The organism is Micromonospora polyrhachis, from assembly GCF_014203835.1.
In the GTDB taxonomy this organism is placed as follows: domain Bacteria; phylum Actinomycetota; class Actinomycetes; order Mycobacteriales; family Micromonosporaceae; genus Micromonospora_H; species Micromonospora_H polyrhachis.
In genome coordinates, this window is the sequence record NZ_JACHJW010000001.1 from 3,137,518 (window position 1) to 3,164,341 (window position 26,824).

At 69.1% G+C, this 26,824-nt stretch carries 23 protein-coding genes; 19 read left to right on the forward strand and 4 right to left on the reverse strand.

Going from position 1 to position 26,824, the window contains the following annotated elements; all coding sequences use genetic code 11:
- Window positions 1-27 precede the first annotated feature (27 nt).
- Window positions 28-1,200, reverse strand: coding sequence for a glycosyltransferase family 4 protein (locus FHR38_RS13510; protein ID WP_184535005.1), 1,173 nt, complete (start codon window positions 1,198-1,200; stop codon window positions 28-30).
- A 328-nt stretch (window positions 1,201-1,528) separates the two neighbouring features.
- On the opposite strand from FHR38_RS13510, the gene FHR38_RS13515 reads away from it, so the two are divergent.
- The 4 genes from FHR38_RS13515 to FHR38_RS13530 all read left to right on the forward strand — a co-directional run bounded on the left by FHR38_RS13515 (window position 1,529) and on the right by FHR38_RS13530 (window position 6,406).
- On the forward strand, window positions 1,529-2,389 hold the full coding sequence (locus tag FHR38_RS13515) for an Fpg/Nei family DNA glycosylase (RefSeq protein WP_184535006.1): 861 nt from the start codon (window positions 1,529-1,531) through the stop codon (window positions 2,387-2,389).
- 320 nt (window positions 2,390-2,709) lie between these two features.
- Complete coding sequence (locus FHR38_RS13520) at window positions 2,710-4,239, forward strand: sugar transferase (protein ID WP_312882100.1); 1,530 nt, start codon at window positions 2,710-2,712, stop codon at window positions 4,237-4,239.
- Window positions 4,240-4,309: 70 nt separating this feature from the next.
- Complete coding sequence (locus FHR38_RS13525) at window positions 4,310-5,530, forward strand: sensor histidine kinase (RefSeq protein WP_184535008.1); 1,221 nt, start codon at window positions 4,310-4,312, stop codon at window positions 5,528-5,530.
- 120 nt (window positions 5,531-5,650) lie between these two features.
- The gene (locus tag FHR38_RS13530; RefSeq protein WP_184535009.1) at window positions 5,651-6,406 is read left to right on the forward strand and encodes a LytR/AlgR family response regulator transcription factor; all 756 of its coding nucleotides are present in this window, start codon (window positions 5,651-5,653) and stop codon (window positions 6,404-6,406) included.
- A gap of 144 nt (window positions 6,407-6,550) precedes the next feature.
- Here FHR38_RS13530 and FHR38_RS13535 read toward each other — a convergent pair whose 3' ends face one another.
- Window positions 6,551-7,906: an erythromycin esterase family protein gene (locus FHR38_RS13535; RefSeq protein WP_184535010.1), complete on the reverse strand. Its 1,356-nt coding sequence runs from the start codon at window positions 7,904-7,906 to the stop codon at window positions 6,551-6,553.
- A gap of 644 nt (window positions 7,907-8,550) precedes the next feature.
- On the reverse strand, window positions 8,551-8,982 hold the full coding sequence (locus FHR38_RS13540) for a hypothetical protein (protein ID WP_184535011.1): 432 nt from the start codon (window positions 8,980-8,982) through the stop codon (window positions 8,551-8,553).
- Window positions 8,983-9,254: 272 nt separating this feature from the next.
- Here FHR38_RS13540 and FHR38_RS13545 point away from each other — a divergent pair, with 272 nt between their 5' ends.
- From FHR38_RS13545 to FHR38_RS13585, 9 genes are all read left to right on the forward strand, one after another.
- Entirely contained in the window at window positions 9,255-9,947 is a 693-nt protein-coding gene (locus FHR38_RS13545; RefSeq protein ID WP_184535012.1) for a response regulator transcription factor, read from the forward strand.
- A complete protein-coding gene (locus FHR38_RS13550; RefSeq protein WP_312882103.1) occupies window positions 9,944-11,023 on the forward strand; it encodes a HAMP domain-containing sensor histidine kinase in 1,080 nt (359 codons plus the stop codon). Before FHR38_RS13545 ends, FHR38_RS13550 begins: the two co-directional genes overlap by 4 nt.
- Window positions 11,024-11,913: 890 nt before the next feature.
- Entirely contained in the window at window positions 11,914-13,212 is a 1,299-nt protein-coding gene (locus FHR38_RS13555; protein WP_312882105.1) for a DUF4153 domain-containing protein, read from the forward strand.
- Window positions 13,213-13,272: 60 nt separating this feature from the next.
- On the forward strand, window positions 13,273-13,686 hold the full coding sequence (locus FHR38_RS13560; RefSeq protein ID WP_184535014.1) for a DUF485 domain-containing protein: 414 nt from the start codon (window positions 13,273-13,275) through the stop codon (window positions 13,684-13,686).
- A 42-nt stretch (window positions 13,687-13,728) separates the two neighbouring features.
- Window positions 13,729-15,372 carry a sodium/solute symporter gene (locus FHR38_RS13565; RefSeq protein ID WP_184539628.1) on the forward strand — a complete coding sequence of 548 codons (1,644 nt, stop codon included), beginning with the start codon at window positions 13,729-13,731 and terminating at the stop codon, window positions 15,370-15,372.
- A 154-nt stretch (window positions 15,373-15,526) separates the two neighbouring features.
- A complete protein-coding gene (locus FHR38_RS13570) occupies window positions 15,527-16,288 on the forward strand; it encodes an ABC transporter ATP-binding protein (RefSeq protein ID WP_184535015.1) in 762 nt (253 codons plus the stop codon).
- Window positions 16,289-16,391: 103 nt separating this feature from the next.
- Entirely contained in the window at window positions 16,392-18,101 is a 1,710-nt protein-coding gene (locus FHR38_RS13575; RefSeq protein ID WP_312882107.1) for an ABC transporter permease, read from the forward strand.
- A gap of 47 nt (window positions 18,102-18,148) precedes the next feature.
- A complete protein-coding gene (locus FHR38_RS13580; RefSeq protein WP_184535016.1) occupies window positions 18,149-18,697 on the forward strand; it encodes an SRPBCC family protein in 549 nt (182 codons plus the stop codon).
- Between the two features lie 44 nt (window positions 18,698-18,741).
- Entirely contained in the window at window positions 18,742-19,275 is a 534-nt protein-coding gene (locus tag FHR38_RS13585; protein WP_184535017.1) for a flavin reductase family protein, read from the forward strand.
- Between the two features lie 22 nt (window positions 19,276-19,297).
- On the opposite strand, the gene FHR38_RS13590 is transcribed toward FHR38_RS13585, so the two are convergent.
- On the reverse strand, window positions 19,298-19,891 hold the full coding sequence (locus tag FHR38_RS13590) for a dihydrofolate reductase family protein (RefSeq protein WP_184535018.1): 594 nt from the start codon (window positions 19,889-19,891) through the stop codon (window positions 19,298-19,300).
- A gap of 73 nt (window positions 19,892-19,964) precedes the next feature.
- Here FHR38_RS13590 and FHR38_RS13595 point away from each other — a divergent pair, with 73 nt between their 5' ends.
- The 6 genes from FHR38_RS13595 (at window position 19,965) to FHR38_RS13620 (ending at window position 26,635) form a co-directional block, all read left to right on the forward strand.
- Window positions 19,965-20,531 carry a TetR/AcrR family transcriptional regulator gene (locus FHR38_RS13595; protein ID WP_184535019.1) on the forward strand — a complete coding sequence of 189 codons (567 nt, stop codon included), beginning with the start codon at window positions 19,965-19,967 and terminating at the stop codon, window positions 20,529-20,531.
- Window positions 20,532-20,720: 189 nt separating this feature from the next.
- Window positions 20,721-21,074 (forward strand): DUF485 domain-containing protein, encoded by a 354-nt coding sequence (locus FHR38_RS13600; RefSeq protein ID WP_184535020.1) that lies wholly within the window; start codon window positions 20,721-20,723, stop codon window positions 21,072-21,074.
- Entirely contained in the window at window positions 21,071-22,744 is a 1,674-nt protein-coding gene (locus FHR38_RS13605; RefSeq protein ID WP_184535021.1) for a monocarboxylic acid transporter, read from the forward strand. Before FHR38_RS13600 ends, FHR38_RS13605 begins: the two co-directional genes overlap by 4 nt.
- A gap of 161 nt (window positions 22,745-22,905) precedes the next feature.
- Window positions 22,906-23,883, forward strand: a complete 978-nt coding sequence (locus tag FHR38_RS13610) for an NAD-dependent epimerase/dehydratase family protein (protein WP_184535022.1) — start codon at window positions 22,906-22,908, stop codon at window positions 23,881-23,883.
- Between the two features lie 78 nt (window positions 23,884-23,961).
- A complete protein-coding gene (locus tag FHR38_RS13615; RefSeq protein ID WP_184535023.1) occupies window positions 23,962-25,245 on the forward strand; it encodes an LCP family protein in 1,284 nt (427 codons plus the stop codon).
- Between the two features lie 358 nt (window positions 25,246-25,603).
- A complete protein-coding gene (locus FHR38_RS13620) occupies window positions 25,604-26,635 on the forward strand; it encodes an LCP family protein (RefSeq protein ID WP_246446520.1) in 1,032 nt (343 codons plus the stop codon).
- Window positions 26,636-26,824 lie beyond the last annotated feature (189 nt).

Genomic DNA, 26,824 nt, shown 5'->3' on the forward strand with positions numbered 1-26,824 from the left:
GCATAGGAAGGGGCCCTTCCTGACGCCTCAGCGGCGGCGCACGCCCGCGTACACGTCCAACAGTTGTCGGGTCACCACATCCGGGTGGAATGTGCGTTCGTAGCGGGCCCGCGCCAACGGTGCCAGCGTGGTGGCCCCGGCCCGGGCAGTCGGCAGCGCGGCGGCCAGCGCCGCCGGGTCCGCCGGCACGACCCAGCCGGCCGCGCTTGCCGGGTCGTCCGCCCCGACCAGGTACGGAATGCCGCCGAGCGCGGTGCCGAGCACCGGCCGCCCACTGGCCAACGCCTCGATCACCACGGTCGGCAGCACGTCGTGCCAGGTCGACGCGGCGATCACCACCGCCGAGTCGTCGAGTGCCTTGCGTACCCCGGACCGGTCCTGTGGGCCGAGGAAGACGACGTCGGAGCGTTCGGCGGCGGCGGCTTCGGCCAACGAACGCAGCTCACCGTCGCCCGCGATCCGCAGCGGGCCGAGCGACCCGACCGGGTGCTGCCGCCACGCGTCGAGCAGCAGCCCGAGCCCCTTCTCCGGGGAGAGCCGCCCCATGAAGAGGAAGCCGTCCCCGAGGGGAGCCGGCTGCCCCGGGTCGGGAATGGCATTGGGCTTGACCACGATCCGATCGTCGGAAATGCCGTAGTCCCGCAGGTGCGCGGCGACCGCCGAGGTGAGCGCGATGAACCGGTCCACCGAACGCCAGGTCGGCCGGTGTACGGCGAGCGTGGTCGCCATCAGCGCACTCTGCGCCCGGGAACCCCGATAGCACCGGTGCTGGATCGCCGGCAGCCCAAACGCCCGGCCCCGGCAGTCCTGGCAGATCTTGCCATCCCGGAAGTAGAGCCCGGACGAGCAGACCTGTCGGTAGTTGTGCACCGTCTGCACCACCGGCACGCCGTACGCGTGCGCCGTCCGCACCACCCACGGGGAGAGCAACGGGTACGGGTTGTGCAGGTGCAGTACGTCCGGCTGGTGCTCCACCAGCAGCCGGCTCAGGTCCTGCTGGGCCTGGGGGGCGTAGATCGGGGAGAGCGGCAGCAGCGCCTTGGCGGTCTTCGGCATCGCGGGGATCTCGTCGGAGCTGCGCTGGAACGGCAGCACCTCGACCCCGACGGCGGTGAGCTGGGCGATCTCCAGGTCGACGATGGTGTTCTCCCCGGAGGGCTGGGCCGCCCGGTAACGGTTGTGCGCGATGACCACCTTCACGGTGCCAACCTTTCATTCGCGACTGCGGGGCTCGCAAGCTCACTCCTCGCGCTCACAGGTGCCAACCTTTCGTTCGCGACTGCGGGGCTCACTCGCTGCGCTCGCTCTACTCGCATTTCGGCTCGGCCGCGTCCCACGCGAGCCGCCCCGAAACGCTCGCTCCTCGCGCTCACAGATGCTCAACCTTCCTTCGCTGCGGCGGGGCCAGCAAGCGCGACTCGCGTTCCGGTGCGGCTCACGCGGGACAGGGAACGGCCGAAACTGGTCACTCCGTATGTTCGATGCTCGTTCCGCCTGCCTCACGCCGGCAGAGGCTACCGTTACTGATGTGCCTGAATTACCGGAGGTGGAGGCGCTCGCCGGCTACCTGCGCGAGCGCGCGGTGGGGCGGCACGTCGACCGGTTCGAGGTCGCCGCGATCAGCGCCCTGAAGACGTACGACCCGGGGCCGGAAGCCACGGTCGGGCGGCGCATCGTCGACGCCGGGCGACACGGCAAGTTCCTCGACGTGGTGTTCGACGGCGACCTGCACCTCGTGGTGCACCTGGCCCGCGCCGGCTGGCTGCACTACCGGGACGCCTTCCCGTCGGCGGTCCCGCTCAAGCCGGGTAAGGGTCCGATCGCAATCCGGGTACGCCTCGACGACGGCTCTGGCTTCGACCTGACCGAGGCCGGTACGCAGAAGAGCCTCGCTGTCTATCTGGTCACCGATCCGGGGCAGGTGCCCGGGGTGGCCCGGCTCGGACCGGACGTGCTCTCGATCGATCTGCCGACCTTCACCGAGCGGCTGCGAGGGCGACGAGGACAGGTGAAGGGGGTGCTCACCGACCAGCAGGTCTTCGCCGGCATCGGCAACGCGTACTCGGACGAGATCCTGCACGCGGCGCGGCTGTCGCCGTTCGCGATCACCGACCGACTGCCGGACGACCGGGTGGCCGAGTTGTACGAGGCAACCCGGCAGGTGCTGGGAGATGCGGTCGCCCGGTCGATGGGACAGCGGGCCGCCGAGCTGAAGGGCGAGAAGCGGTCGGGGCTGAAGGTGCACGCCCGCACCGGACTACCCTGCCCGGTTTGCGGCGACACAGTACGGGAAGTTTCGTTCGCTGACTCCAGCCTCCAGTACTGCCCCACCTGCCAAACCGGAGGAAAAACCCTAGCTGACCGACGGTTGTCCCGACTTGTGCGGTAAGTGACGATGCCGAGGTCGACGACGGGAATCGCCCAGTGAGCGAGGAACCGCCCACCGTCCAGCCCTACCGGGGCGCTCATCCATCGGTATAGTGACCCGGGTTGCGGCTCTGACCGCAGCAGCGACGAGCTCTCCTCGCCGCGCAGCGGTAGGCGTAATGTCCCTCGGGCCAGCGTCCCTTCGGGGCCTGCGTGGGAGACTGGGACAGTGGGCGACCAGACCCCTTTCGGGGATGGGCGACACGTGTCATGCGGGAGGACGTAGGTGAGGTGACGACAAGCCTCCAGCGCCCGGTAACCAACACAGGCCGGAGCAAACTCGTGCGGCACGTCGACAGCTTCGAGATCCAGCCGCCGACGCCTCATTCACCGAACGGCGTACCTCGGTCGGCGTGGGCGCGAGCCCGGCGACGGGTTTCCCGATGGCATCGCCCCTATGCCCTGATCCTGGCCGTGCTCGACTTCGGGGCCACCGCCCTGGCCAGTTGGCTCGCGATCTCCCTGTTCGACCAGGCTGCCGCTGGATTCGCGGCCAACAGGAACGATCCGAGCTGGTTCAACACATCGGCCTGGTTCCACACCGTCGCCTACCTCCTGCTACCACTGGGCTGGTTGATCATCCTGTGGGGCAACCGGGCGTACGACCGGCGCTATCTCGGGCTCGGTCCCGACGAGTTCAAGCGGGTGATCCGGGCGTCGGTGACGGTCGCCGCCAGTGTCTCGTTCCTGGCGTTCGCCATCAAGGCCGACCTGTCCCGGTTCACGGTCGGCTTCGCCCTGGTCGGCGCGACGGTGCTGATCCTGCTGGTCCGGTTCGTCGCCCGCTTCGCGCTACACACGGTCCGGAGGCGAGCCGGCCAGGCCGCCCACCGGATGGTGCTGGTCGGCACCCTGCCGGAGACACTTGAGGTCTACACGGCGGTGACCCGCAGCCCGGCCGCCGGCCTGATCCCGGTCGCGATCCACCTGACCGACGGCTATGCCGCCGCACGTGGGATCGAGACGCCGGTACCGGTGTACGCCGGGCGGGACGTACTCGCCCTGGTCCGCGAGGTCGGCGGCGACACGATCGCGGTCTGCGGCTCGGCCAGCGCCGAGCCGGGTGAGCTGCGCCGCCTGGCCTGGCAGCTCGAAGGCTCCGGCGTCGACCTGGTCGTCGCCCCCCAGCTCACCGACATCGCCGGTCCCCGGGTGCACATCCGGCCGATCGAGGGCCTGCCGCTGCTGCACGTCGAGGAGCCGACGCTCTCCGGCCCGGCCCTGCTGCTCAAGAACCTGATGGACCGGGTGGCCGCTGGGCTTGGCCTGATGCTGCTCATCCCGCTCTTCGTCGCGATCGCGATCGCGATCCGGCTCTCCGACCGCGGCCCGGTCTTCTTCCGCCAGCCTCGGGTGGGTCACGAGGGTCGTACCTTCCGGGTTTGGAAGTTCCGGACGATGTACGTCGACGCCGAGGAACGGCTCGCCGGACTGGTCGACCAGAACGAGACCGACGGGATGCTGTTCAAGATCAAGCAGGATCCCCGGGTCTTCCCGGTCGGTCGGTTCCTCCGGGCCAGTTCACTCGACGAGCTACCCCAGTTGATCAACGTACTCTGGGGCGAGATGTCCCTGGTCGGGCCGCGCCCGCTGCCCGCCGACGACGGCGACTTCCTCGGCGACGTACGGCGTCGACTGCTGGTCCGCCCCGGCATGACCGGACTGTGGCAGGTCTCCGGCCGCTCCGACCTGTCCTGGGACGAGGCGGTCCGGCTCGACCTCTACTACGTCGACAACTGGTCCCTGACGTACGACCTGAGCATCCTGTGGCGCACTGTCGGAGTCGTACTTGCCCGCAAGGGCGCGTACTGAGGGTCTCGGCAACGAGTGGCATCGGGGGCGACCCCTTGGCGAACAGTGCCAACTTCGCCAGGATTCGTGCGTGGACTCGAACCTGTTCGCCGCGTTCGCGGTCGTCGCGCTGGTCAGCGCGCTCGGCGCCGCGCTCTTCGCCGTCGTACGGCTGCGCGGGCGACGGGGCATCGCCACCGCGACCCAGCGGGCCACGTACGAGGTCCTGCACACCGCCGGACTCGCCGCCGAACCGCTGCGCGCCGGCCTGACCCCGGCGGGTGCCGCGAAGGCCGTACGGCATTTGCGCGCCCTCGTCGGCGCGGCTGGCCTGGCCCTGGTCGACGCCGCCGAGGTGCTGGCGATCGACGGGCGGGGCAGCCACCATGGCGAACAGTTGGTACTGGCCGCGCAGCGGGCCATCGCCGCCGACCGGTCGACCGTGCTCGGTGACGCGGAACTGCCCTGTGACCGGGTCGACTGCCCGGTCCGGGGTGCGGTCGTCGCACCGCTGACCGGGCCGGGCGGTCGGGCCGCCGGGGCGCTGGTGGCGATCGCCGACGGCCAACCAGCTCCGGGACTGGTGCAGGCCACCCTGGAGACCGCCGACTGGGCCGGGGCGCAACTCGCCCTGGCCGAGCTGGACTCGTCCCGGGAGCGGCTGGCCCGAGCCGAGGTACGCGCACTGCGCGCCCAGATAAGCCCGCATTTCATCTACAACGCGTTGACCGCGATCGGCTCGTTCGTGCGTACCGACCCGGAACGGGCCCGGGAACTGATCCTCGAATTCGCCGAGTTCACCCGGTACTCGTTCCGGGCACATGGCGAGTTCACCACGCTGGCCGAGGAGCTACGGTCGATCGACCGCTACCTCACCATCGAACGGGCCCGGTTCGGTGACCGGCTCCAGGTACGCCTCCAGATCGCCCCGGAGGTGCTGCCGGTCAGTGTGCCGTTCCTCTGCCTGCAACCGCTGGTCGAGAACGCCGTACAGCATGGCTTGTCGCGCAAGCCCGGCACCGGCATGGTCAGCATCGAGGCGCGCGACGCCGGGACGGAGTGCCACATCACGGTGGAGGACGACGGGGTGGGCATGGACCCGGAGCTGCTGACCACCGGCATAGTCGAGTTGGCAGCCACCGATCCGAGCGACGACACCGGCCAACACGTCGGTCTCTCCAATGTGGACGAGCGACTGCGGTCGGTCTTCGGCGACCAGTTCGGCCTGGTCGTGGAGACCGGCCTCGGTTCCGGTACGAAGGTGAGCATGCGGGTACCGAAGTTCCACCGTCACGTACGGGCAAACCCATGATCCGGGGAGGAGATGACGTGACCGAGCGCAGCGAGGTCACCAGCCAGCACAGCCCCGACGGTCACGGCGACGACGAGCGCAGCAAGGAGACAACGTGACCGAGCGCAGCGAGGTGGGATCGTGACGGGTTTCCTGCGGGTGTTGGCAGTGGACGACGAGCCGCCGGCGCTGGACGAGTTGGCCTACCACCTGCGCGCCGACCCTCGGGTCGCCCGGTTGCACACCGCCGCCGACGCCACCGAGGCCCTACGGGTGCTCCGGGACGCCGACGTCGACGCGGTCTTCCTCGACATCCGGATGCCCGGTCTGGACGGTATGGAACTGGCCCGGGTGCTGCGCCGGTTCGCCCGGCCACCGGCGATCGTCTTCGTCACCGCGTACGACGACGGGGCGGTGGACGCCTTCGACCTCGGCGTCACCGACTACGTCCGCAAACCCGTACGTGCCGAAAGGCTTGCCGAGTCGCTGCGTCGGGTGGTCAGCTCCCGGGTCGTACCGTCCCATCCGGCCGCGCTGGCCCGCGCGGAGGAGGATCCGACGATCCCAGTCGAACTGGCCGGTACGACCCGGATGCTGCCCCGCTCGGCGGTGCGCTGGGTGGAGGCGCAGGGCGACTACGCCCGGCTGCACACCGCCGACGGCTCGCATCTGGTTCGGGTGTCGCTGGCGACTCTCGCCGACCGCTGGGGGGACGCGGGTTTCGTCCGGATCCACCGCTCGTTCCTGGTGCAGATCCGGCTCATCGCCGAACTGCGGTTGGCCAACTCCGGCTACGTCGTGATCATCGACGGCAGCGAGTTGCCGGTCAGCCGCCGACACACCCGCGAGTTGAAAGACAAACTCGTACGCGCCGCCAAGCAGGACTGGAACCGGTGATGGAGCTTCGACCGGTTCGCCCGAGCAGGACGCGGTAAGGCTCAGCGTCCTGCTCGGGCGATTGTCTACCGCCACCTCGGCGGTCGATCGTGGCCTGCTGCCTCTAGTGTCCGGCTACCCTGCCCTGCCCTGTTTGGTCTCGGGTTAGCGAAGGTGACCGGCTTCGACCTGGTGCAGGTGGATGAGGATGTCGTAGGAACGGCCCAGAGCGGTTGCCGGGTCGTCAGTCGACCAGTACAGGCCGTAGGAGCGGGTGGGGCGGGCCGTGTCGAGCCAGGTTCGGGCTGCTGCGGGCGCGGTGCGCAGGTCGATGCTGAAGTCGCGGTAGCGGACCCTGTCGAGGACGTTCTCGTTGTGGCCTGCGGGGGCGGGGGCAATGGTATAGGTCTTGGGCTGCTGCGCGGTGTAGTCGGGCAGTGCGTTGACGGTGCCCTTGTTGAAGGTCAGGCCGATGCTGACGTAGTCGTCGCCGAGTTCGCGGTGCAGGACCGCGCCGGTGGTCTCGGGGAACTCGGATGGGTTGTCGCTGGTGTAGGCGATGTGGCCGTTGTTCGAGGCGAGCAGGATCCCGCTGCCTCGGTGGCGCAGCCACCAGGCGGTGTTGGCTGCCATGGCTTCGTCGCGGTAGCGCATCCGCTCGGAGAACTGCTCGTCGGGGAAGGCATAGCCGGTGAAGCTCTGGGCGATGGCGGTGGCGTTTTGCACCGCCCAGGCGTACGCCTCTTGGCTGTGCTGGTCGGCGCGGTGCGGGCGGCCCTGGTCACGCAGCAGCGCGAGGGCCGAGGCGGCCATGTCGGCGTCGCTCTTCCGCTCGGTCGCACTCTTTACGTAGAGCTGGTTGACCATCCACGGGCCGGCCTCGGTGTTGACTTCCGGCCGCAGGGAACCGTACGAGATCTCGATCCCGGCGGTCAGGTCCGGACGGTATGTGGCGAGGTAGTCGGAGACCTGGTCGAAGGCGGCCTTGCCAGCGAAGCCGAGGTCGTTGCCGACGAAGTGCAGCTGCAGTCGGTCGGGGTGGGCGACGTTGTAGCGGCGCATCCAGTGGATCAGGTCGAGGTACTCCTGGGTGTTCCAGAAGACGTACTGGCCCTGGAACTCGTTCCGCATGATCTGCGCGGGGTCGCCGACACCGCGGGTGACATAGGCGTCCAGGCGTAGGCCGGTGCTCCAACTCGCCTCCAGGGCGAAGGTGGTGAAGCCCTTGGTGGCCACGAGGTGGCGGAAGACGCGCTGCTTGAGAGTGAAGAATTCGTGGCCGCTGTGGCTGGCCTCGCCTACGCCCACGACGCGGGCGTCGCCGATCATGCGCCCCAGGGCGCCCAGGTCGGCCAGGGGGTGCGCACTGCGGTTCAGGGCATTCACCGGCCCTGCGTTCGGTGCGGTCTCTGCCGCGGCAGCGGTGCCAGCAGCACTGAGAGTCCCTGCGGTGAGTACGGCGACGGTGGCGGTGGCCAGGCCGAGCAGGCGGCGACGGCTGACGGGGCGGGGGTGGCTCATGACATCTCCTTGGGCCGGCGGGTACGGCATGACCCTACACAGAAATTGGGCGTCTGCGCAATGCGCTCGCCTGAGGCGTTTGCCCAATGCGTTCGACCGTTTCACCAAGCAGAGCTTCCGGTGGCGGTGAACTGGGAGGGAGGCGCAGGGCGACTACGCGCGGCTGCACACCACTGATTGTTTGCGGCTCATCACCGAACTACGGCTGGCCCACGGGTCGGAGCCCGGACGTAGCCGCGTACGAACGACCGTCGGTCGGGCTCGCAGCCGGCCTCGTCAGCCGGGTCCGGCCGACAATGAAGGCTTCAGCTTCAGCTTCGGCTTCGGCTTCGGCTTCGGCTTCGGCTTCGGCTTCGGTGGAACACCATGCACCTGATTCCGCCGTAATGACGTATGCGGTGTTCCAGTCAGGCTAGACAGCGACCTGACGCAACGGTGCCAGAGCTGGCCGGACTTCCTCATCCGCCACTAGCGCGGCCACCGCTACGCCGAGTTTCTCGCCGCCGCATTCGTGCTCGCCACCGGCCGCCGGTTTCCGTCGCGTCGAGACCCTGTCGCGCTGGACGACTTCCTGGCCGAGGTGGGGTCCCATGCTGCCCGGCGGCGACCTCCAAGTCACCGCCTGACCATTGACGCGACCCTGGTCAGGGCGTATAGATGTGCGCAATCGAGAGAACCGCCCCGTCCTTGATGACGATGTGGGCCAACAAGCCGGGACCATCACCGGCCACCCGCTGTGCGACCTCCGCCGCAAACTGCTCCAGGGTCAACTTGCACGGTTGTTCGGCACAGGAGACGGCCATGCTGTAGTACATCGTCATGGTCGCCCCAGCGGCCAGGGTCGCCTCGACCGTCTCCTGAACCGGGTTACGGATGTACATGTCGTTGCACCACTCGGCCGAGCGATCCTGGGCGGGAATTCCGTCCTCGTCGCAGGCCCTAGTCGCCGCGTCCCCACCGAAGAACTCGATCGGGTCGTAGCCCACGATGCCCCGTCCGGGATCGAGTTGCCGCACGTAGGCGTCGATGGTCCGGTCCGTCAGCGACTTCGACGGCTCCGGCGTCGAAGATCCCATCGGTGGTGAAGTCTCCGTTACCGACCTGTCGCCGCACGCCGTCGCAGACAGCAGAGCCACGGTGGACAGCAGCAAACCCAGACGACGAACCATCGTTCGACCCACCACAAATCCCCCGTACGTTCATGAACTGCCGTCGTCACTGTAGGACCATCACGCAGCCGCGGTTATCCACAGGATCGGAAAGTTATCCACAGAGAAAGCCGGTTCTCCACAGGTTATTCACAACGTGCTCTATGGCTCTCCACGAGCGCTGCCTAGAGTCCAGCATCATGAAGGAACGTCGCGTCCTGGTCGTGGAGGACGAACGCACCATCGCCGAATCAGTGGCCGCCCGACTCCGGGCCGAGGGTTTCATCGTCACCATCGCCGGGGACGGCCCGAGCGCGGTCGAAACCGTCCGAACCTGGCAGCCGGACCTGGTCGTACTGGATGTGATGCTGCCGGGCTTCGACGGCCTGGAGGTATGCCGACGCATCCAGGCCGATCGGCCGGTGCCGGTGCTCATGCTGACCGCCCGCGACGACGAGACAGACCTGCTGGTCGGACTGGCCGTCGGGGCCGACGACTATCTGACCAAGCCGTTCTCACTGCGGGAACTGGCCGCCCGGGTGCACGCCCTGCTGCGCCGGGTGGAGCGGACGGCTGCCACCACGGCCCCGGCCTCGACCCCGACCACGCTCCGAATCGGTGACCTGGAGATCAACCAGGCCGAACGGCGGGTACGCCGGGCCGGTGTCGAGGCCCACCTCACCCCCACCGAGTTCGACCTGTTGGTGCACCTGGCTGGCCGGCCGCGCACCGTACTGCCCAGGGAACGGCTGCTGGCCGACGTCTGGGGCTGGCCCGAAGGCTCCGGCACCCGTACGGTCGACAGCCACGTCAAGGCGCTGCGCCGCAAGCTCGGGGCGGACCTGATCCGCACCGTGCACGGCGTCGGCTACGCCCTGGACGTACGACCGTGAGCGCGTTCTGGGACCGGATCAACCGGGCGCTGGACCTGCTGCCCCGCCCCCTGGACCCGGTCCGCTCGATCAAGGTGAAGCTGGGCATCCTGCTGGTCACCGCCGGGGCGGTCGGCATGAGCGTCTTCATGCTCGGCATCGGCTGGGTGCCGCCCAAGACACTGATCGTCGCCATCACCGTCGCCCTGCTGGCCTCACAGGTGATGGCGCACGGCATGACCTCGCCACTGCGGGAGATGACGGCGGCAGCCCGGGCGATGGCCCGGGGCGACTACACCCGCCGGGTCCGGGCCACCTCCCGCGACGAGGTCGGCGAACTCGCCACCGCGTTCAACCAGATGGCGGCGGACCTGGCCGAATCCGACCGGCGGCGGCGCGAGCTGATCGCCAACGTGTCGCACGAGCTGCGTACGCCGATCACCGCGCTCCAGGGCGTGCTGGAGAACATCGTCGACGGCGTCGCCGAACCGGAACCCACCACTCTCCGGGTGGCCCTGGCCCAGACCGAACGACTCGGGCACCTGGTCAGGGAACTACTCGACCTGTCCCGCCTGGACGCCGGGGTGGTGCCGCTACGGCCGGTCCGGCTGGACGTCGCCGACTTCCTGTACGACGCGGTCCGGCAGGCCGAGGTCACCGCCACCGGCGCCGGACGGGTGGTGCACTTCGAGGTACGCCAGTCAGCCACCGACCTGACCATCGAGGCTGACCCGTGGCGGCTGCACCAGGTCTTCGCCAACCTGCTCGACAACGCGGCCCGGCACAGCCCATCCGGTGGCACCGTCCTCGTCACCGCCGAGTCGCAGGCCGGGCATCTGCGGTTCGAGGTGATCGACGAGGGCGACGGAATTCCGGTCGAGGAACGTTCGCGAGTGTTCGAACGGTTCACCCGGGGCGACCGCACCAGCGGTGGCGGCACCGGTCTGGGCCTGGCCATCGCACACTGGGCCGTGGAGCTACACGGCGGCTCCATCACCGTCACCGACCCACCAGAGGCGTCCCCGGGCCGGACTCGCACCGGGTGCCGCATTCAGGTAACCCTTCCGCTGACCGCCATCCGATCGGAGGCAGCTTGACCAGCAACCCGCCCGAGGCGACCGGTTCGACGCCCGAACCGCCGGCTCCGCCTGCGGCCGACCCGTCCCCAGCCGCACCGATAGAGCAGCCCGAGCAGACAATGCCCGAGCAGGCAGAGCAGCCTGCACCGGCAAAGCCTGAGCGGGCGGAACCCAAGCCCGCAGCGGCTGCGGCGGCACCGGACAGGCCTGGGCCGACATCGCCCGCCACCACGCAACCGCCTGCGCCAGCAGCGATCGGGGCGCAACCGATCCGGCCGCCAGCCGGGTCGCCAGGCGTACGGATGGCACCGCCGCCTCCACCGCCACCGGCGAGCTACTGGAATCCGCCCCGGCCACTGTTCACACCTATCCAGCCGTCACCGATGTACCGACGCTGGCCAGGGCCAGCGAGCGGGATCCATCGGCCGGTGCTCGGAGCGGTCGCCGCAGCAGCGGCGATCGGTGCGGTGAGCATCCCCCTGACCCGGCCCGGTGTCGGCTGGCTGGTTGGCGTCGTCGCCGGCACGGCGGCGCTGACCACCGCTGCGGTGATCGGTTGGTCCCGGAACGATGTCCGGCCCGACGGCACGGGGGTGCCGGGCCAGACCGGAACGGACCAGTCCCAGCCAAAACAGCAACCGGCACCCAGCCCGGCGACACCTCAACAACGGCCAGCACCACGGCCGTCAGCAGCGAACCAGCAACCGGCACCCAGCCCGGCGACACCTCAACAACGGCCAGCACCACGGCCGTCAGCAGCGAACCAGCAACCGGCACCCAGCCCGGCGACACCTCAACAACGGCCAGCACCACGGCCGTCAGCAGCGAACCAGCAACCGGCACCCAGCCCGGCGACACCTCAACAACGGCCAGCACCACGGCCGTCAGCAGCGGCCCCGGTCGAGCCGGTGGCACGTCGTACCCGGATCGGCCTGGACCGGCTGATCTGGGCGGCGGCTACCGTGGCCCTGATCGGAGTCGGCACGGTACGGGCAGCCGGCTGGCTCTTCGTACTCTGTGTCCTGACCGCCGGGGTGACCGCGTGCCTGGCGGTGACCGGCGGGCGTTCCCTGGGCGGGATACTGTACGCGGCCCGACTGCCGGTCGTGGCGGTGTTCCGGGCGATGCCCTGGACGGCGCGCGGCATGAACCGTAGCGGCCCACGGACCGGCGGCTACTCCGTCGGGCGGCTCCTCGCCACCGTGGCCGTCTCGGTCGGCCTGCTTGGCGTCTTCGGGGCCCTGTTCGCCTCGGCCGACGCCGCCTTCGCCGACCTCCTCGGCGGGCTGTTGCCCACTCTCTCCGTGGGCGACGTCGTCCGCTGGTCCTTCCTCTTCCCGATCCTGCTCATCGGGCTGCTCGGGGCGGCCCACCTGCTCACCGCCCCGCCCGACCTGACCGGCCTGGAGAACCAGCCGGCGAAGCGGGTCCGCCGGCTGGAGTGGGCACTACCGGTGGCCCTGCTCGACCTGCTCTTCGCCGCGTTCGTGCTGGTGCAGATCACCGTGCTGTTCGGCGGCTCGCGGCACGTGCTGGCCGAGGCCGGACCGACCTACGCCGAGTACGCCCGGGGCGGCTTCTGGCAACTACTGATCGTCTCCGGGCTCACCCTGCTGGTCATCGCCGGGGCCAGCCGGTGGGCACCTCGGGACAGCCGGGCCGATCGGATCGTGCTGCGCCTGCTGCTCGGGGTGCTCGCCCTGCTCAGCCTGGTCATCGTGGCCTCCGCGCTCTACCGCATGAACGTCTACACCCAGGCGTACGGCGCGACCCGGCTGCGGCTGCTGGTGGCCGCCTGCGAGCTGTGGCTCGGCGTGATCTTCGTGCTCGTCCTGCTGGCCGGCATCCGGCTGCGCGCCACCTGGTTGCCCCGGCTCGTGCTGGGTGCGGCGGTGCTGGCCCTCCTCGGGCTCGCCGCGCTCAACCCGGACCGGTTCATCGCCGAGCAGAACATCGACCGGTACGAACGGACCGACCGTCTCGACGTGAACTACCTGTCCCAGCTCTCCGCCGACGCCGCGCCCGCGTTCAACCGCCTGCCGGACGAGAAGCGCGCCTGCGCTCTCCGTGCCATCGCCGACGAACTGGCGGCTGAGCAGCATGACTGGCGCGCGGCGAACATCGGTCGGAGCCGGGCCCGGCAGCTGATCGCGACCAACCCAGTCGACTACAACCCCGCCAGGTGTCTCACGATCTATCCCCGTTGACGGGGTTCATCGATCACGCCCTGCTCTTGACATTCGGTGGTGGGCGGTGAGACTGCCGAAGTGGCCGCCCCCACCGAACCGTCCCGTGAACCAGCGTCACCGCCGACCGCCGGTCGGACCCGCATCGTGCTCTCCGAGGTGTCCGCGCGGCGTACCGGGGCGGACCGGACCCGCGCCGAACTGACCCAGCAGACCCGGGTCGGTGAGGCGCTGGTCCGGGGCCTGGTCCGGGCCCAGCTCACCCTCGCCGTACGGATGGCACTGGTCGTCGTGATCGGCTTGGGGGGACTGCCACTGCTGTTCGCGATCGCCCCGGCGGTGGGAACGGTGAAACTGTTCGGGGTCCACCTGCCCTGGCTACTGCTCGGGGTGATCTCGTTCCCGTTCCTGGTCGCGGTCGGCTGGGCGTACGTGCACCTGGCGGAACGCAACGAGCAGGACTTCACCGACCTGGTCCAGCGGCCGGAGCGGTGAGCGTGGACGTGAAGCGGTGAGCGTGGACGTGGAGCGGTGAGCGTGGACCACGCCTTCGTCGTACCGGCGATCGTCGCGGTCACCCTGGCCACCGTCGCGATCGGCTTCTATGGTCTCCGGCTGGCCCGGACCACCTCGGACTTCCTGGTCGCCTCCCGGATGGTCAGCCCCACCTGGAACGCCGCCGCCATCGGAGGCGAATACCTGTCGGCCGCCTCGTTCCTGGGCATCGCCGGTCTGATCCTCAAGAACGGCGTCGACGTGCTCTGGTATCCGGTCGGCTTCGCCGCCGGCTACCTGGCCCTGCTGCTCTTCGTGGCCGCACCGCTGCGCCGCTCGGGTGCCTTCACCCTGCCCGACTTCTGCGAGCTACGGCTCGGCTCGCGCCGGCTCCGCAAACTCGCCACCCTCTTCGTCGTCTTCATCGGCTGGCTCTACCTCGTACCGCAGTTGCAGGGGGCGGGGCTCACCCTGACCACGGTCACCGGAGCCCCGTACGAGGTGGGTGCGCTGCTGGTCGGCGCGGTGGTGACCGCCAACGTGGCGCTGGGCGGGATGCGGGCCGTCACCTTCGTGCAGGCGTTCCAGTACTGGCTGAAGTTGACCGCACTCGCCGTACCGGTGATCTTCCTGGTGCTGCACTGGCAGGCCGACGGGCGACCGGCGGTGACCCCGCCGGAGGGGCCGACCTTCCGGACCGCCACCACCGTCGTTGTCGAGGAGGCCGCGACCCTCACCCTGGCCGACGGCACGACCCGGACGGTACGCCCCGGCGACGAACTCTCCTTCGCCGCCGGTGACCCGGTGCCGGAGGTCTCCGGGGTGACCGTGGCGAACGGGCTGGACTGGCTGCTGCCCAGTGCGGCGGGCAGCGACGATCGGGGACTGTTCGCCACGTACTCGCTGATCCTGGCGACCTTCCTCGGCACGATGGGACTGCCGCACGTGCTGGTGCGCTTCTACACCAATCCGGACGGGGCAGCGGCCCGCCGGACCACCCTGGTCGTGCTCGCCCTGGTGGGCGCGTTCTATCTGCTGCCCACCCTGTACGGCGTACTCGGCCGGATCTACACCCCGCAACTGCTGGTCACCGGGCAGACCGACGCAGTGGTGGTGTTGCTGCCCGGGGCCGTGGTCGGCGACGGCCTGACCGGCCGGCTGCTGGCTGCCCTGGTCGCCGCCGGAGCGTTCGCGGCCTTCCTCTCCACCTCCTCCGGCCTGCTCACCAGCGTCGCCGGGGTGATCTCCACGGACGTGCTGGGTCACGGGTCGGTCCGCGACTTCCGGTTGGCGACGCTCTTCGCCGGCCTGGTGCCGGTGGTGCTCGCGCTCAACGTCTCCGGGCTGGACGTCTCGCAGGTGGTCGGGCTGGCCTTCGCGGTCGCCGCCTCCAGCTTCTGCCCGCTGCTGGTGCTCGGCAGTTGGTGGCGAGGGCTGACCGACGTCGGGGCGGCGGCCGGCATCCTGGCCGGGGGTGGCGCCGCTGTGCTCGCCGTCCTGCTCACCGTCGTCGGTCCACCGCTGAGCGGATGGCCGGCAACCCTGATCGCCCAGCCCGCCGCCTGGTCCGTACCACTGGCCTTCACCGTGATGGTGGCGGTGTCGGTGCTCACCCGGCACCGCGTACCTGCCGAGGTCGGCGCCACCATGCTCCGGCTGCACGCCCCGGAGACGCTCCGGCTGTGACCCAGTCGCCCCGGGGGGCTGTCGTCGCGGCAGTCGGCTACGCCCGGCCGGTGAGGTCCGTCGGCGGGTGGAGGGCCAATCCCGCTGGAAGGGGAGGTGCAGCTCATACCCCGGCCCGAGGAATGCGGCGCGACCAGCGGATACGGTCTGTGACATGAATGGTCCCGCGCCCGCTGCCCTCGCTCTCCGTGGATTGGTCAAACGCTTCGACACCAAGATCGCCGTGTCGGGTGTCGACCTCGACGTGCCGGCTGGCTCGTTCTACGGGCTGCTCGGCCCCAACGGCGCGGGTAAGACCACCTCCCTCTCGATGGCGGTGGGGCTGCTCCGCCCCGACGCCGGGAGTGCCTGGGTGCTCGGCCACGACGTGTGGGCCAGCCCGGTGCAGGCCAAGCAGCTCCTCGGCGTGATGCCGGACGGCGTACGGCTCTTCGACCGGCTCAACGGCGCGGAACTGCTGGCATACCACGGACTGCTGCGTGGCATGGACCCGGCCGTGGTCGACCAGCGGGCCCGGGAACTGCTCGACGTACTGGCCCTGGCCGACGCGGGCCGGACCCTGGTGGTCGACTACTCCGCCGGCATGAAGAAGAAGATCGGCCTGGCCTGTGCCCTGCTGCACAGCCCCCGACTGCTGGTGCTCGACGAGCCGTTCGAGGCCGTCGACCCGGTCTCCGCCGCGCTGATCCGGGACATCCTGCACCGGTACGTCACCAACGGCGGCACGGTGATCTTCTCCAGCCATGTGATGGAAGTGGTGGAGCGGCTCTGTAGCCACGTGGCGATCCTGGCCGGCGGCACGATCAAGCGCGTCGGCACCATCGACGAGGTACGTGCCGGCCGCTCGCTGGAGGACGTCTTCGTCGAGGTGGTCGGCGGCCGTACCGCCACCGGCGAGGAGCTGGCATGGCTTTGAGCGCGAGGAGCGAGCGTTCCGGGGTGGCTCGCGTGGGACACAGCCGGGCCGAAATGCGAGTTGAGCTTGCGAGCCCCGCAGTCGCGAACGTGAGGTGGGAACTGTGAACGTCGCCGCTCCGGTGACCCACGAGGTCACCCAGACCCGGCCGGTCCGCGCCCGACACTTCGTACGCCTCAAGCTGCGGGTGATGGGCAACAACTTCCGGGGCCAGAGCTGGCGGATCGCGCTTTTCATCGTCGGCGCGTTCTTCGGGCTCTGGTTCGCCGGGATGGGCTTCCTGCTCTTCGCCCTCCCGGGCCTGGCCGACGAGCCGGGCTGGGCCATGTCCATGGCCGGCCTGGGCGGCGGGCTGTTGGTGCTTGGCTGGCTGCTCCTGCCATTGGTGTACTTCGGCGTGGACGAGTCACTCGACCCGGCCCGCTTCGCGCTGCTGCCGCTGGGCCGCCGCACCCTGGTCACGGGTCTGTTTGCTGCCGCCCTGGTCGGCATCCCCGCGATCGCCATGCTGATCGCCACCCTCGGCCTAGTGGTCACCGCCGGGGCGCTGGGCGGGTGGTCGGCCGCCCTGGTCGCCGGACTCGGCGCCGTCGCCGGCCTGTTCGTCTGTGTCGCGGCCAGCCGGGCGGTGACCAGCGCGTTCGCCACCATGCTGCGGTCCCGGCGGGTCCGCGACCTGGCGGCGGTCCTACTCGCGGTCCTGGCCGCGTTGATCGCCCCATTGCAGCTCCTCGTCGTCGGCTCCGCCGGCCGGGTCGACCTGGACCAGTTGGAGACCGTGGCACGGGTCGTCGGGTGGACGCCGCTGGGTGCGCCGTACACGGCGGGCATCGAGTTGGCCGAGGGCCGCGCCTGGGCCGCGCTGGTCAAGTTGCTGATCGCGGTGGCGACCATCGTGGTGCTGCTCTGTTGGTGGTCCCGGTCGCTGGAGTCGGCGATGGTGGGGGCGGCCAGTAGCGGCCCCGCCGCCACCGGCAAGCCCCTGCCGGGTGGCGCGGTGGTGCAGCTCTTCCCCCGGATCCTGTCGTGGATCCCCCGGGACCGGTACGGCGCACTGGTGGCCCGCGAGGCGCGGTACTGGTGGCGGGACGCCCGTCGCCGGTCCAACCTGATCACCGTTGCCGTGATCGGTGTCTTCGTGCCGGTGATGGTCAACGTCGGCAGCCAGGGGATGTTCGAGGGGGCCAACTTCGGGGGAGCCGACATCGAGGGGGCCAACTTCGACGCGTCCCCGACGATGCTCAGCCTGTCGCTGCTCTTCGTCGGCATCCTCGCGGCGCTGACCCTGGCCAACCAGTTCGGCTTCGACGGCAGCGCGTACGCGGCGAATGTGATCGCCGGGGTGCCGGGCCGGTTGGAACTGCGTGCCCGGGTGGTCGCGTTCTCGCTCTATATCGTGCCGCTGTTGACGGTCATCTCCGTTGTACTGACCTTCTTCCTACGTGAGCCGGCCTGGATCGGTGTCGCGGCCGGTACCCTGCTCGCGTCGTACGGTGCCGGTCTGGCGGTGAACATGTACGTGTCGATCCTCGCGGCGTACGCGCTGCCGGAGACGAGCAACCCGTTCGCCATCAACACGGGTGCCGGAATCGCCAAGAGTCTGTTGAGTTTCGTGGCGATGTTGGCTGCGGCCGTGCTGGGTATCCCAGCCGTGCTGGCGACGGCTCTGCTCGGTGACGTCTGGTTGTGGCTGGCGCTGCCGGTCGGCGCGGCGTACGGCGTCGGCGCGGTGTTGTTCGGGACCTACCTGGCCGGGGACGTGCTCGACCGGCGGATGCCCGAACTGCTGATCGCGGTCACGCCCCGCCGCTGACCCGACTGGACCATCGGCGGGTTGCCGTCGCCACCCAGAATGGGCCGATGCCTGTCGTCGAGGCGGTAACCACCGTTCCCGTCCCGCCGGACCTGGCCTTCGCGGTGTCCCAGACCACCGCGCCGATCAGGTACCGGTGGGATCCGTTCGTCCGCGAGCAACACTTCACCGACGGCGCGAGCCACCCTGGCAAGGGGGTACGCACCTTCACCCGCTCCCGACACGGCCTGGGCATGGTCAGCGAGTACGTCTCCTTCGCCCCACCGAGCCACGTCGGCATGAAGATGGTGCGTGGACCGTGGTTCTTCGAGATGTTCGCTGGCGGCTGGCGGTTCGCGCCCGCCCCCGAGCCGGGGCACACCATTGCCACCTGGCGGTACAGCTTCCGGTGCCGGCCGGCGCTCGTCCGCCCGATCGCCGACCGGATCGGCGTCTGGCTGCTGCGTCGGGACATCCACCGCCGGATCGCCGGCTACGCCGAGGGCTGCACCGACCCGGTGGTGCTCGACGCCGCCCGGCAAACCCTCGACGCCGGTGAGCAGTCGCCCGATGCTGGCCAGCGGTCGCCCGATGATTCGCCGGCCGACGAAACCTGACACGGTCCCGTCCTCCCGGCTGCGAACAGGGCGGACGGGACAGAATGTTTCACGTGAATCCAGAACCGGGTGCCCAGATCCACCACACCGATCCGTTCGCCACGCCAGCCGGCGAACGTTCCCCCGTACGCCGGTTGCGGGGTCGGTTGGCCGCGACGGTGACCCTCTGGACTGCCCCGGGACCGGCGGGTCTGACCGTCTCCTCCACGGTGGTCGCCGAGGGCCAGCCGGACCGGCTGCTCGGTCTGGTCGACGAGGAGTCGGACTTCTGGGCGGCGGCGTCGGCCGCTGGCCGGTTCGCGGTCGCCGCGCTGCATCCCGGACACCGGCAGCTCGCCGACCGCTTCGCCGGGCTCTTTCCCGCGCCGGGCGGGCTCTTCGCCACCGGCTCCTGGACCTCCACCGAGTACGGCCCGGTGCCGGCCGACGCCACCGCCTGGGCCGGCTGCCGGCTCGACAGCAGCCGGGAGTACGGCTGGAACCTGCTGGTCGAGGCGACGATCGAGGCGGTCGAGCTGGTCGGCGACCTGCCGCCGCTACTGCACCACCGGGGCCGATACCGCGAGCTGGCGAACTGACCGAGCAGAATTACGAATGGCCCTATGCGTCCGCGCGCCTCGCGTACCAGGTGATGCTGGCACCGTTGGGGAACGACCTGTGGCCGGTCGGGGCGAACGCGGTGGGACGGAAGCCGCCCTCGACGAGGGTGGCACCCGCGCCCGCGATCACGGGATAGCTCTTGATGATCAGTTCGTCGATCTCGGGCAGCAGTGAGCCGGCCAGTCCTCCCCCACCGCAGAGCCAGATGTCCAGCCCGTCCTCACGCTTGAGGTCCCGGATGAGCGCAACCGGGTCGCGCACCAGTTCCACCGTAGGGTCTTCGATCCGGTCCAGGGAACGGGAGACGACGTACTGCCGCAGGTGCGCGTACGGGTTGCTGATCCCTTGGTCAAGCACAGCCCGGTAGGTGTTCAGCCCCATCAGGACGGTATCGAAGCGCTTGTTGGGGGCGTCCGCGAGGCCGACGTGCGGACGGTACTGCGTGGGAACGGTCTCCGGATAGCGCCCGTTGACCCAGGCCATGTACGCGGCAGCGGCCTCCCCTTCACCGACCGGGTAGAAGTCCACCTCCCCACTCGGGCCCGCGAGGCGGCCATCGATGGACACGCCGACGTAGTAGACCAGCTTGCGCAAGTTAGCACTCCGTTCGTAGTACTATAGGTGTCGTTGTTCAGACAGTAGAACTACAACTGGAGTGGTGTCAACCATGCGCAGGAACGACGAGAGGAGGGCGGCGCTCATCGACGCCGCCATCGAGGTGCTTGCCGAGCAGGGCGCGCGAGGGCTGACCTTCCGGGCAGTGGACGGCGCGGCACGGGTCCCCACGGGGACGGCGTCCAACTACTTCGCCAACCGCGACGACCTGTTCACCCACATCGGTGCGCGCATCTACGAGCGCCTCCAGCCGGACGAGGAGACCATCGTCCGGCACCTGGAGGGCGCACAGGACCGGGAGAAGTTCACTGCGGTGATGCGCGAGACCGTCCGCCGGGTCGCCGGATTCCGTACGGGCTACCTGGCACTGCTGGAACTGCGGCTTGAGGCGACTCGGCGTCCCGAACTGCGGGCCGTACTCACGCGGAGCGTGCGCGCCGACGTCGATGCCAACGTCGCCGGTCACCAGGCGTCCGGGTTACCCGGCGACGCGACCTCGGTGCGGTTGCTGCACATGGCGCTGAACTGGCTGATCGTCGAGCGTCTCACGCTGCCGGAGGTGTACTCCGAGCAGGAGGCCGACGACCTCGTCGCCCGCGCCGTGGAGCGGCTCGCCTAGGGGTCGTCCCGAAACAGGCCCTGGCCACCATCGACCACTGGGCGACGTGACCTGGGTCACTCGGCGCACGTATCGGCCCGTTCGGCGCAGCCGCCGACCACCGTCCGGCTTACCGCTTCCGGGGTAGCGACCCGGCTCCCTACCGTGCGCGAAACTTTCCTCCACACCTGTCAAGGTGGTGATTCGCGCATGTCAACGGACACTCCCGCACCGGCCGCCGCCCCCGCAGCCGACCGGTACGTCGAGGTACAGCGGTCCGAAGAGTTCATCGGTCTGCGAAACGCCCTACGTCGGTTCGTCTTCCCGATGACGGTGGCGTTCTTCCTCTGGTACGCCCTCTACGTGATCCTGTCCGCGTACGCGCGCGGGTTCATGGGCACCAAACTGGTCGGCAACATCAACGTCGCACTGGTCTTCGGGCTGCTCCAGTTCGTCTCCACGTTCCTGATCGCCTGGCTCTACTCCCGGTACGCCAGCCGCCGGCTCGACCCGGTGGCCGACCGGATCCGGGCCGAACTGGAGGACGAGGAGGTGCCGCGATGACCGGCGAGGTGTTGGCGGCGGCCACCAACGGCACCGCTCGTACGTTGACGATCACGCTGTTCCTGGTGCTGGTGGCGGTGACGCTGGGCATCACGGTCTGGGCCAGCAGACAGACCCGGACGGCCAACGACTTCTATGCCGGCGGCCGGTCGTTCTCCGGTTTCCAGAACGGCCTGGCGATCGGCGGCGACTACATGTCGGCCGCGTCCTTCCTGGGCATCGCCGGCCTGATCGCCCTGTACGGCTACGACGGCTTCCTCTACTCCATCGGCTTCCTGGTGGCCTGGCTGGTCGCCCTGCTGCTGGTGGCGGAACTGCTGCGTAACTCGGGCCGCTACACGATGGCCGACGTGCTGGCGTTCCGGATGCGGCAGAAGCCGGTACGTACCGCCGCCGCCGTCTCCACCATCACCGTTTCGATCTTCTATCTGCTGGCGCAGATGGTCGGCGCGGGCGCGCTGGTGGCGCTGCTGTTGGGCATCCGCCCCGGTACCACGTTCCTCGGCATGGGCGCGGAGACCGCGAAGGTCGCCACCATCATCCTGGTCGGCGCTCTGATGATCATCTACGTGACGGTGGGTGGCATGAAGGGCACCACCTACGTACAGATCATCAAGGCCGTACTGCTGATGGGCGGCACCCTGGTGATGACGATCATGGTGCTGGCGCACTACAAGTTCAACCTGTCCGCCCTGCTCGGCGACGCGGCGGCGGCCTCCGGCAAGCCGGACGACTTCCTCGAACCGGGGCTACGGTACGGCGTCGAGGTGGCCGGCAACGCCACCCAGACCTTCTACAACAAGGTCGACCTGTTGTCGCTCGGCATCGCCCTGGTGCTCGGCACGGCCGGCCTGCCGCACATCCTGATCCGCTTCTACACGGTGCCGACCGCCAAGGCGGCCCGTAAGAGCGTGCTCTGGGCGATCGGCATCATCGGTACGTTCTACCTGTTCACCCTGGCCCTGGGCTTCGGCGCGGCGGCCCTGGTCGGCGGTGCGGCCATCACCGAGCAGGACAAGGCCGGCAACACGGCGGCCCCACAGCTCGCCCAGGCACTCGGCATCGACTTCCTCGGCGGTGAGATCGGTGGCGCGGCGATGCTGGCCGTCATCGCGGCGGTGGCCTTCGCCACCATCCTGGCCGTGGTCGCCGGCCTGACGCTGGCCTCCTCGTCCAGCCTCGCCCACGACTTCTACGCCAACGTCATCAAGGGCGGCCAGGCGTCGGAACGGCAGGAGGTCAACGTCGCCCGGATCTCGGCGTTCGTCATCGGGGCGATCTCCATCGTGCTGTCTATCTACGCGCAGAGCCTCAACGTCGCCTTCCTGGTGGCGCTGGCCTTCGCGGTGGCCGCTTCCGGCAACCTGCCGGCGATCATCTACAGCCTGTTCTGGAAGCGGTTCAACACCTCGGGCGCGGTCTGGGCGATCTACGGCGGCCTGGTCTCCGCCGTACTGCTGGTGTTCTTCTCCCCGGTGGTCTCCGGCGCGCCCACCTCGATGTTCCCCGAGGCGGACTGGCACTGGTTCCCGCTGTCCAACCCGGGCATCATCTCGATCCCGATCGGTTTCCTCTGTGGCTGGATCGGCACGATGCTCTCGAAGGAGAGCGACGAAGAAAAGTACGCCGAGCTGGAGGTCCGTGCCCTGACCGGTGCCGGAGCACACTGACAACAACACAGGCAAGCACTGACCAGCAAAGAAGAGCACTGATCGGCGCACCGCCGCGTGGTGGGGAAGAGCCCCTTTCCATCGCTTTCCGCGTAGGAGGGGGCCCTTCCCAACCTGGCCCACACGGCCCGAAGATCAACTATTTGAGTAGGCTGAGCGGCATGGTGGTTGCGCAGCGCTTCGGTCCGGGTCATCGCATCCTCGTCACCGGCGGGGCCGGCTTCGTCCCGTCGCACCTGGTCGACGCCCTCGTCGAGCGGGGCTGCACCGTCGTCGCCGTCGACAACTTCGTGACCGGCTCGAAGGAGAACGTCGCCCACCTCGCCGACCACCCGAGGTTCACCCTGGTGGAGGCGGACGTCTCGGACGGACTTCCGCACCACCACCCGGCCATCGCCGAGCGCTTCGACGCGATCCTGCATCTGGCCTCTCCGGCCAGCCCCAAGGACTTCTCCACCCTGCCGATCGAGATCCTCCGCGTCGGCTCGCTCGCCACCCTGCACCTGCTCGACCGGGCGGTCGCCGACGGCGCCCGGTTCCTCATGGCCTCCACCTCCGAGGCGTACGGTGATCCGCAGGTGCACCCCCAGGTCGAGACGTACTGGGGCAACGTCAACCCGATCGGCATCCGAAGCGTCTACGACGAGGCGAAGCGCTTCTCCGAGGCGGCCACCATGGCCTACCACCGGTACCGGGGCCTCGACGCCGGCATCGTACGGATCTTCAACACGTACGGTCCCCGGATGCGGCCGGACGACGGCCGGGCCATCCCGACCTTCATCACCCAGGCGCTGCGCAACGAGCCGATCACCGTGCACGGTACGGGGGCACAGACCCGCTCCATCTGCTACGTAGACGACCTGGTCCGCGGCATCCTGCTACTGCTCGACTCGACCGAGACCGGCCCGATCAACTGCGGCACCGAGCACGAGGTCTCCATGCGGGAGTTGGCCGAGTTGATCGTGTCGCTGACCGGCAGCAGCTCGGCGGTGACGTATCTCACGCGTACCGCTGACGACCCGGAAATGCGACGTCCCGACCTGACCCTGGCCCGGGAACGACTCGGCTACGAGCCTGCGGTGAGCCCGCACGAAGGCCTAAGGCGGACAATCGAGCACTTCACTCAGCGACTCGCCTGACCGGACCGGACGCGCCAGGAGAGCGCCGCGCGGGCGGGGCAGAAGCCATTCTTGGTACCGCTACGTACCCTGAATTACATGTCGACGTCCATGCCTGCCGGCTCACTGCCTGCCAACGCCTACCACCGAGGGTCGCAGCGCCCCTCCTCGTGGCGGGCGTCCGTGCCGGGCACGGCCGGTGGCGAACGGGTTTCCGGCCGGGCCAGTGTCGCCGGGCCGCCACGCCAACACCAGCCCACCCGCTCGACGTACGGCGGGGGGCCCGGCGGCCACGGCGGTGGACCCGGCGGACCCGGCGGTCCGGGCCGACCCGGTGGACCGAACGGTCCGGGCGGTTCCGGCCGACGCGGGCCTCGTCCGCGCTGGGGGCGGATCGCGCTGGTCCTCGGTGCGGCGGTGCTCGTCCTGGCCCTGGTCGGTGGCATCGGTGCCTGGATCTACGCCGGCAGGCTCAACGACGACCTGGCCCGTACCGATCCGTTCTCGGAGATCACCGGGGGGCGGCCCCCCAAGACGGTCAGCGGGGCCATGAACATCCTGCTGGTGGGGACCGACTCCCGGGATCCGGACGCCCCACTGGACCAGGCGGGCAAGTGGCGGGCCGACACGGTCATCGTCATGCACATCCCGTCAAGCCAGGATCGGGCCTACCTCGTCTCGATCCCGCGTGACCTGTACGTTCCGATCCCGGAAAGTGCGAGCGCCGGCTGCGACACCGGTCAGCGCGCGAAGATCAACGCCGCCTTCGCCTTCGGCGGTCTTCCCCTTGCCGTCCGTACGGTCGAATGCTTCACCGACGTCCGACTCGACCACGTACTGGCGATCGACTTCGCCGGGTTCAAGGAGGTGACCGACGCCCTGGGCGGGGTCGACCTCAAGGTGGAGCGGACCATCACCTCGATCCACAAGCCCTTCCGGAAGTTCACCAAGGGCACCCAACACATGAACGGTGCCGAGGCGCTGGACTGGATTCGGCAGCGCAAGCAGTTCCCGGACGGCGACTTCGCACGGATGCGCCACCAGCAGGAGTTCCTACGGGCGCTGATGGACAAGGCGGCGAGTTCCGGCACGTTGGCCAATCCCGCCAAGCTGAACGCCTTCCTGAAGTCGGCCACCAACGCGCTCACCGCCGACCAGGACTTCTCCCTGATCGACATGGGGATCCAGTTCCGTAACCTGCGTGGCGAGAACCTGGAGTTCGTCACCAGCCCGCACAAGGGCAGCGAGACCATCAACGGCGAATCGGTGGTCGTCTCCGACCGGGAGAAGGCGCTGGCCATGTATCAGGCGATCACCGCCGACAAGATGCGCGACTGGGTGCAGGCCAATGCCTCTCCGGCTCCGCAGTCGAACGGCGGCTGAGCCGACCGGGGCCCATCCGGCGAGGCTTGTCCGACATTTCCCCGCGTACGGCGACAGCGGCAGGACACAGGGAACTTTGAGGAGGGGAAACTCGCAGGATCGGTTCGGTGTCCGTAAAGTGGGCTGGCCCCCCGATACATGACCTGGAGCAGGCATGCCGGTTCAGACCCGCCATAGTCCACCGTCTCCGGAACCGAACGGCGCGCATCCGCGCGGCACCTACGGCGTCCGAACAACAGCCCAAGATGCTAGGAGCGGCAAGACCAGAAAAGGCGGTAGAACCGGTAAGGCGGCCAAACGCAGTCGCCGGAAGGACCCGCTCTGGGCCCGCCTCGTCGTAATCCTGGGTGCCCTGTTGATGTTCACCAGCGGTGCGGGCATCGTCGGTGTCGAGGCGATGAGCAGCCAGATCAACAACAGCATCGAGCAGGACAACCTCATCGGTGACGCCGGCAAGTCCGACGCCGAGGGGGGTAAGGACCTCGACGGTCCGATCGACCTGCTGCTGCTCGGGGTCGACGCCCGCGCCCGCTGGGACGTCAACGACACCCGGGCCGACACGATCATCGTGCTGCACATCCCGGCCACGCACGACCAGGCATACCTGATCTCGATCCCCCGGGACACCGAGGTGCAGGTGCCGCCCTTCGCAAAGAGTAAGTACCCGGGTGGCACCACCAAGGCGACCGAGGCGTTCTTCCACGGCGCGCAGAACGGCGGCGGCTGGGCGGGCGGTGCGCAGCTGATGGCGCAGACCATCAAGAAGTTGACCGGGGTCAGCTTCGACGGTGCCGCGATCATCGACTTCAACGGCTTCAAGGGCGTGATCGACGCGCTCGGCAGCATCCCGATGTGCGTCAGCCAGGAGGTCGAGTCGCACCACATGACGCTGGTGGACGGTAAGCCGCACTGGAACGCGGACGCCAAGAAGATGAGCGGCACCAAGAAGAAGGTGGTGCACAAGAAGGGCTGCCGGCAGATGGCTGGTTGGGAGGCGCTGGACTACTCCCGTCAGCGGTACGGCCTGACGAACGGTGACTACGACCGTCAGCAGAACCAGCAGCAGCTGATCAAGGGAATGGCCAAGAAGGCGATCGACAGCGGCGTGATGACCAACCCCGCCAAGCTCAACGAGTTGATGAAGGCGGCTGGCCAGGCGTTCGTGCTGGATACCGGTAAGACCCCACTGATGGACTTCGTCTTCACCCTGCGCGGTGTCACCGCCAACGAGATGGTGCTGCTGCGCACCAACGACGGCACGTTCAGCGGCAACGACAGCGGCCGGGAGGCGCTCAAACCGGTCAGCCTGGAGATGTTCAAGGCGGTCAAGAACGACACGCTCGCCGACTTCATCATCAACAACCCGGGTGTGGTCTCCAAGAAGAAGTAGCGACACCGGAAGCCAGCGGCACCCGAAGCCGACGGCACCGAAAGTCAGCGGCACCCAATGCCGCAAAAGCCATGAGCGGCGCGAATCGGACCCGTAGCCTGACGTGAGGGAGTCTCAGGCTACGGAGTCCGGGAGGCGTCACGTCCAGATCGCAGTGGGCAGATCCCATTCAACCGGGTCGCCCAGACC

Coding starts and splice junctions, on each gene's coding strand:
- FHR38_RS13535 (WP_184535010.1), bottom strand. CDS start 7,906: ATGAGCCACCCCCGCCCCGTCAGCCGTCGCCGCCTGCTCGGCCTGGCC.
- FHR38_RS13540 (WP_184535011.1), bottom strand. CDS start 8,982: ATGGGATCTTCGACGCCGGAGCCGTCGAAGTCGCTGACGGACCGGACC.
- FHR38_RS13545 (WP_184535012.1), top strand. CDS start 9,255: ATGAAGGAACGTCGCGTCCTGGTCGTGGAGGACGAACGCACCATCGCC.
- FHR38_RS13570 (WP_184535015.1), top strand. CDS start 15,527: ATGAATGGTCCCGCGCCCGCTGCCCTCGCTCTCCGTGGATTGGTCAAA.
- FHR38_RS13580 (WP_184535016.1), top strand. CDS start 18,149: ATGCCTGTCGTCGAGGCGGTAACCACCGTTCCCGTCCCGCCGGACCTG.
- FHR38_RS13585 (WP_184535017.1), top strand. CDS start 18,742: ATGTTTCACGTGAATCCAGAACCGGGTGCCCAGATCCACCACACCGAT.
- FHR38_RS13595 (WP_184535019.1), top strand. CDS start 19,965: ATGCGCAGGAACGACGAGAGGAGGGCGGCGCTCATCGACGCCGCCATC.
- FHR38_RS13600 (WP_184535020.1), top strand. CDS start 20,721: ATGTCAACGGACACTCCCGCACCGGCCGCCGCCCCCGCAGCCGACCGG.
- FHR38_RS13605 (WP_184535021.1), top strand. CDS start 21,071: ATGACCGGCGAGGTGTTGGCGGCGGCCACCAACGGCACCGCTCGTACG.
- FHR38_RS13610 (WP_184535022.1), top strand. CDS start 22,906: ATGGTGGTTGCGCAGCGCTTCGGTCCGGGTCATCGCATCCTCGTCACC.
- FHR38_RS13615 (WP_184535023.1), top strand. CDS start 23,962: ATGTCGACGTCCATGCCTGCCGGCTCACTGCCTGCCAACGCCTACCAC.
- FHR38_RS13620 (WP_246446520.1), top strand. CDS start 25,604: ATGTTCACCAGCGGTGCGGGCATCGTCGGTGTCGAGGCGATGAGCAGC.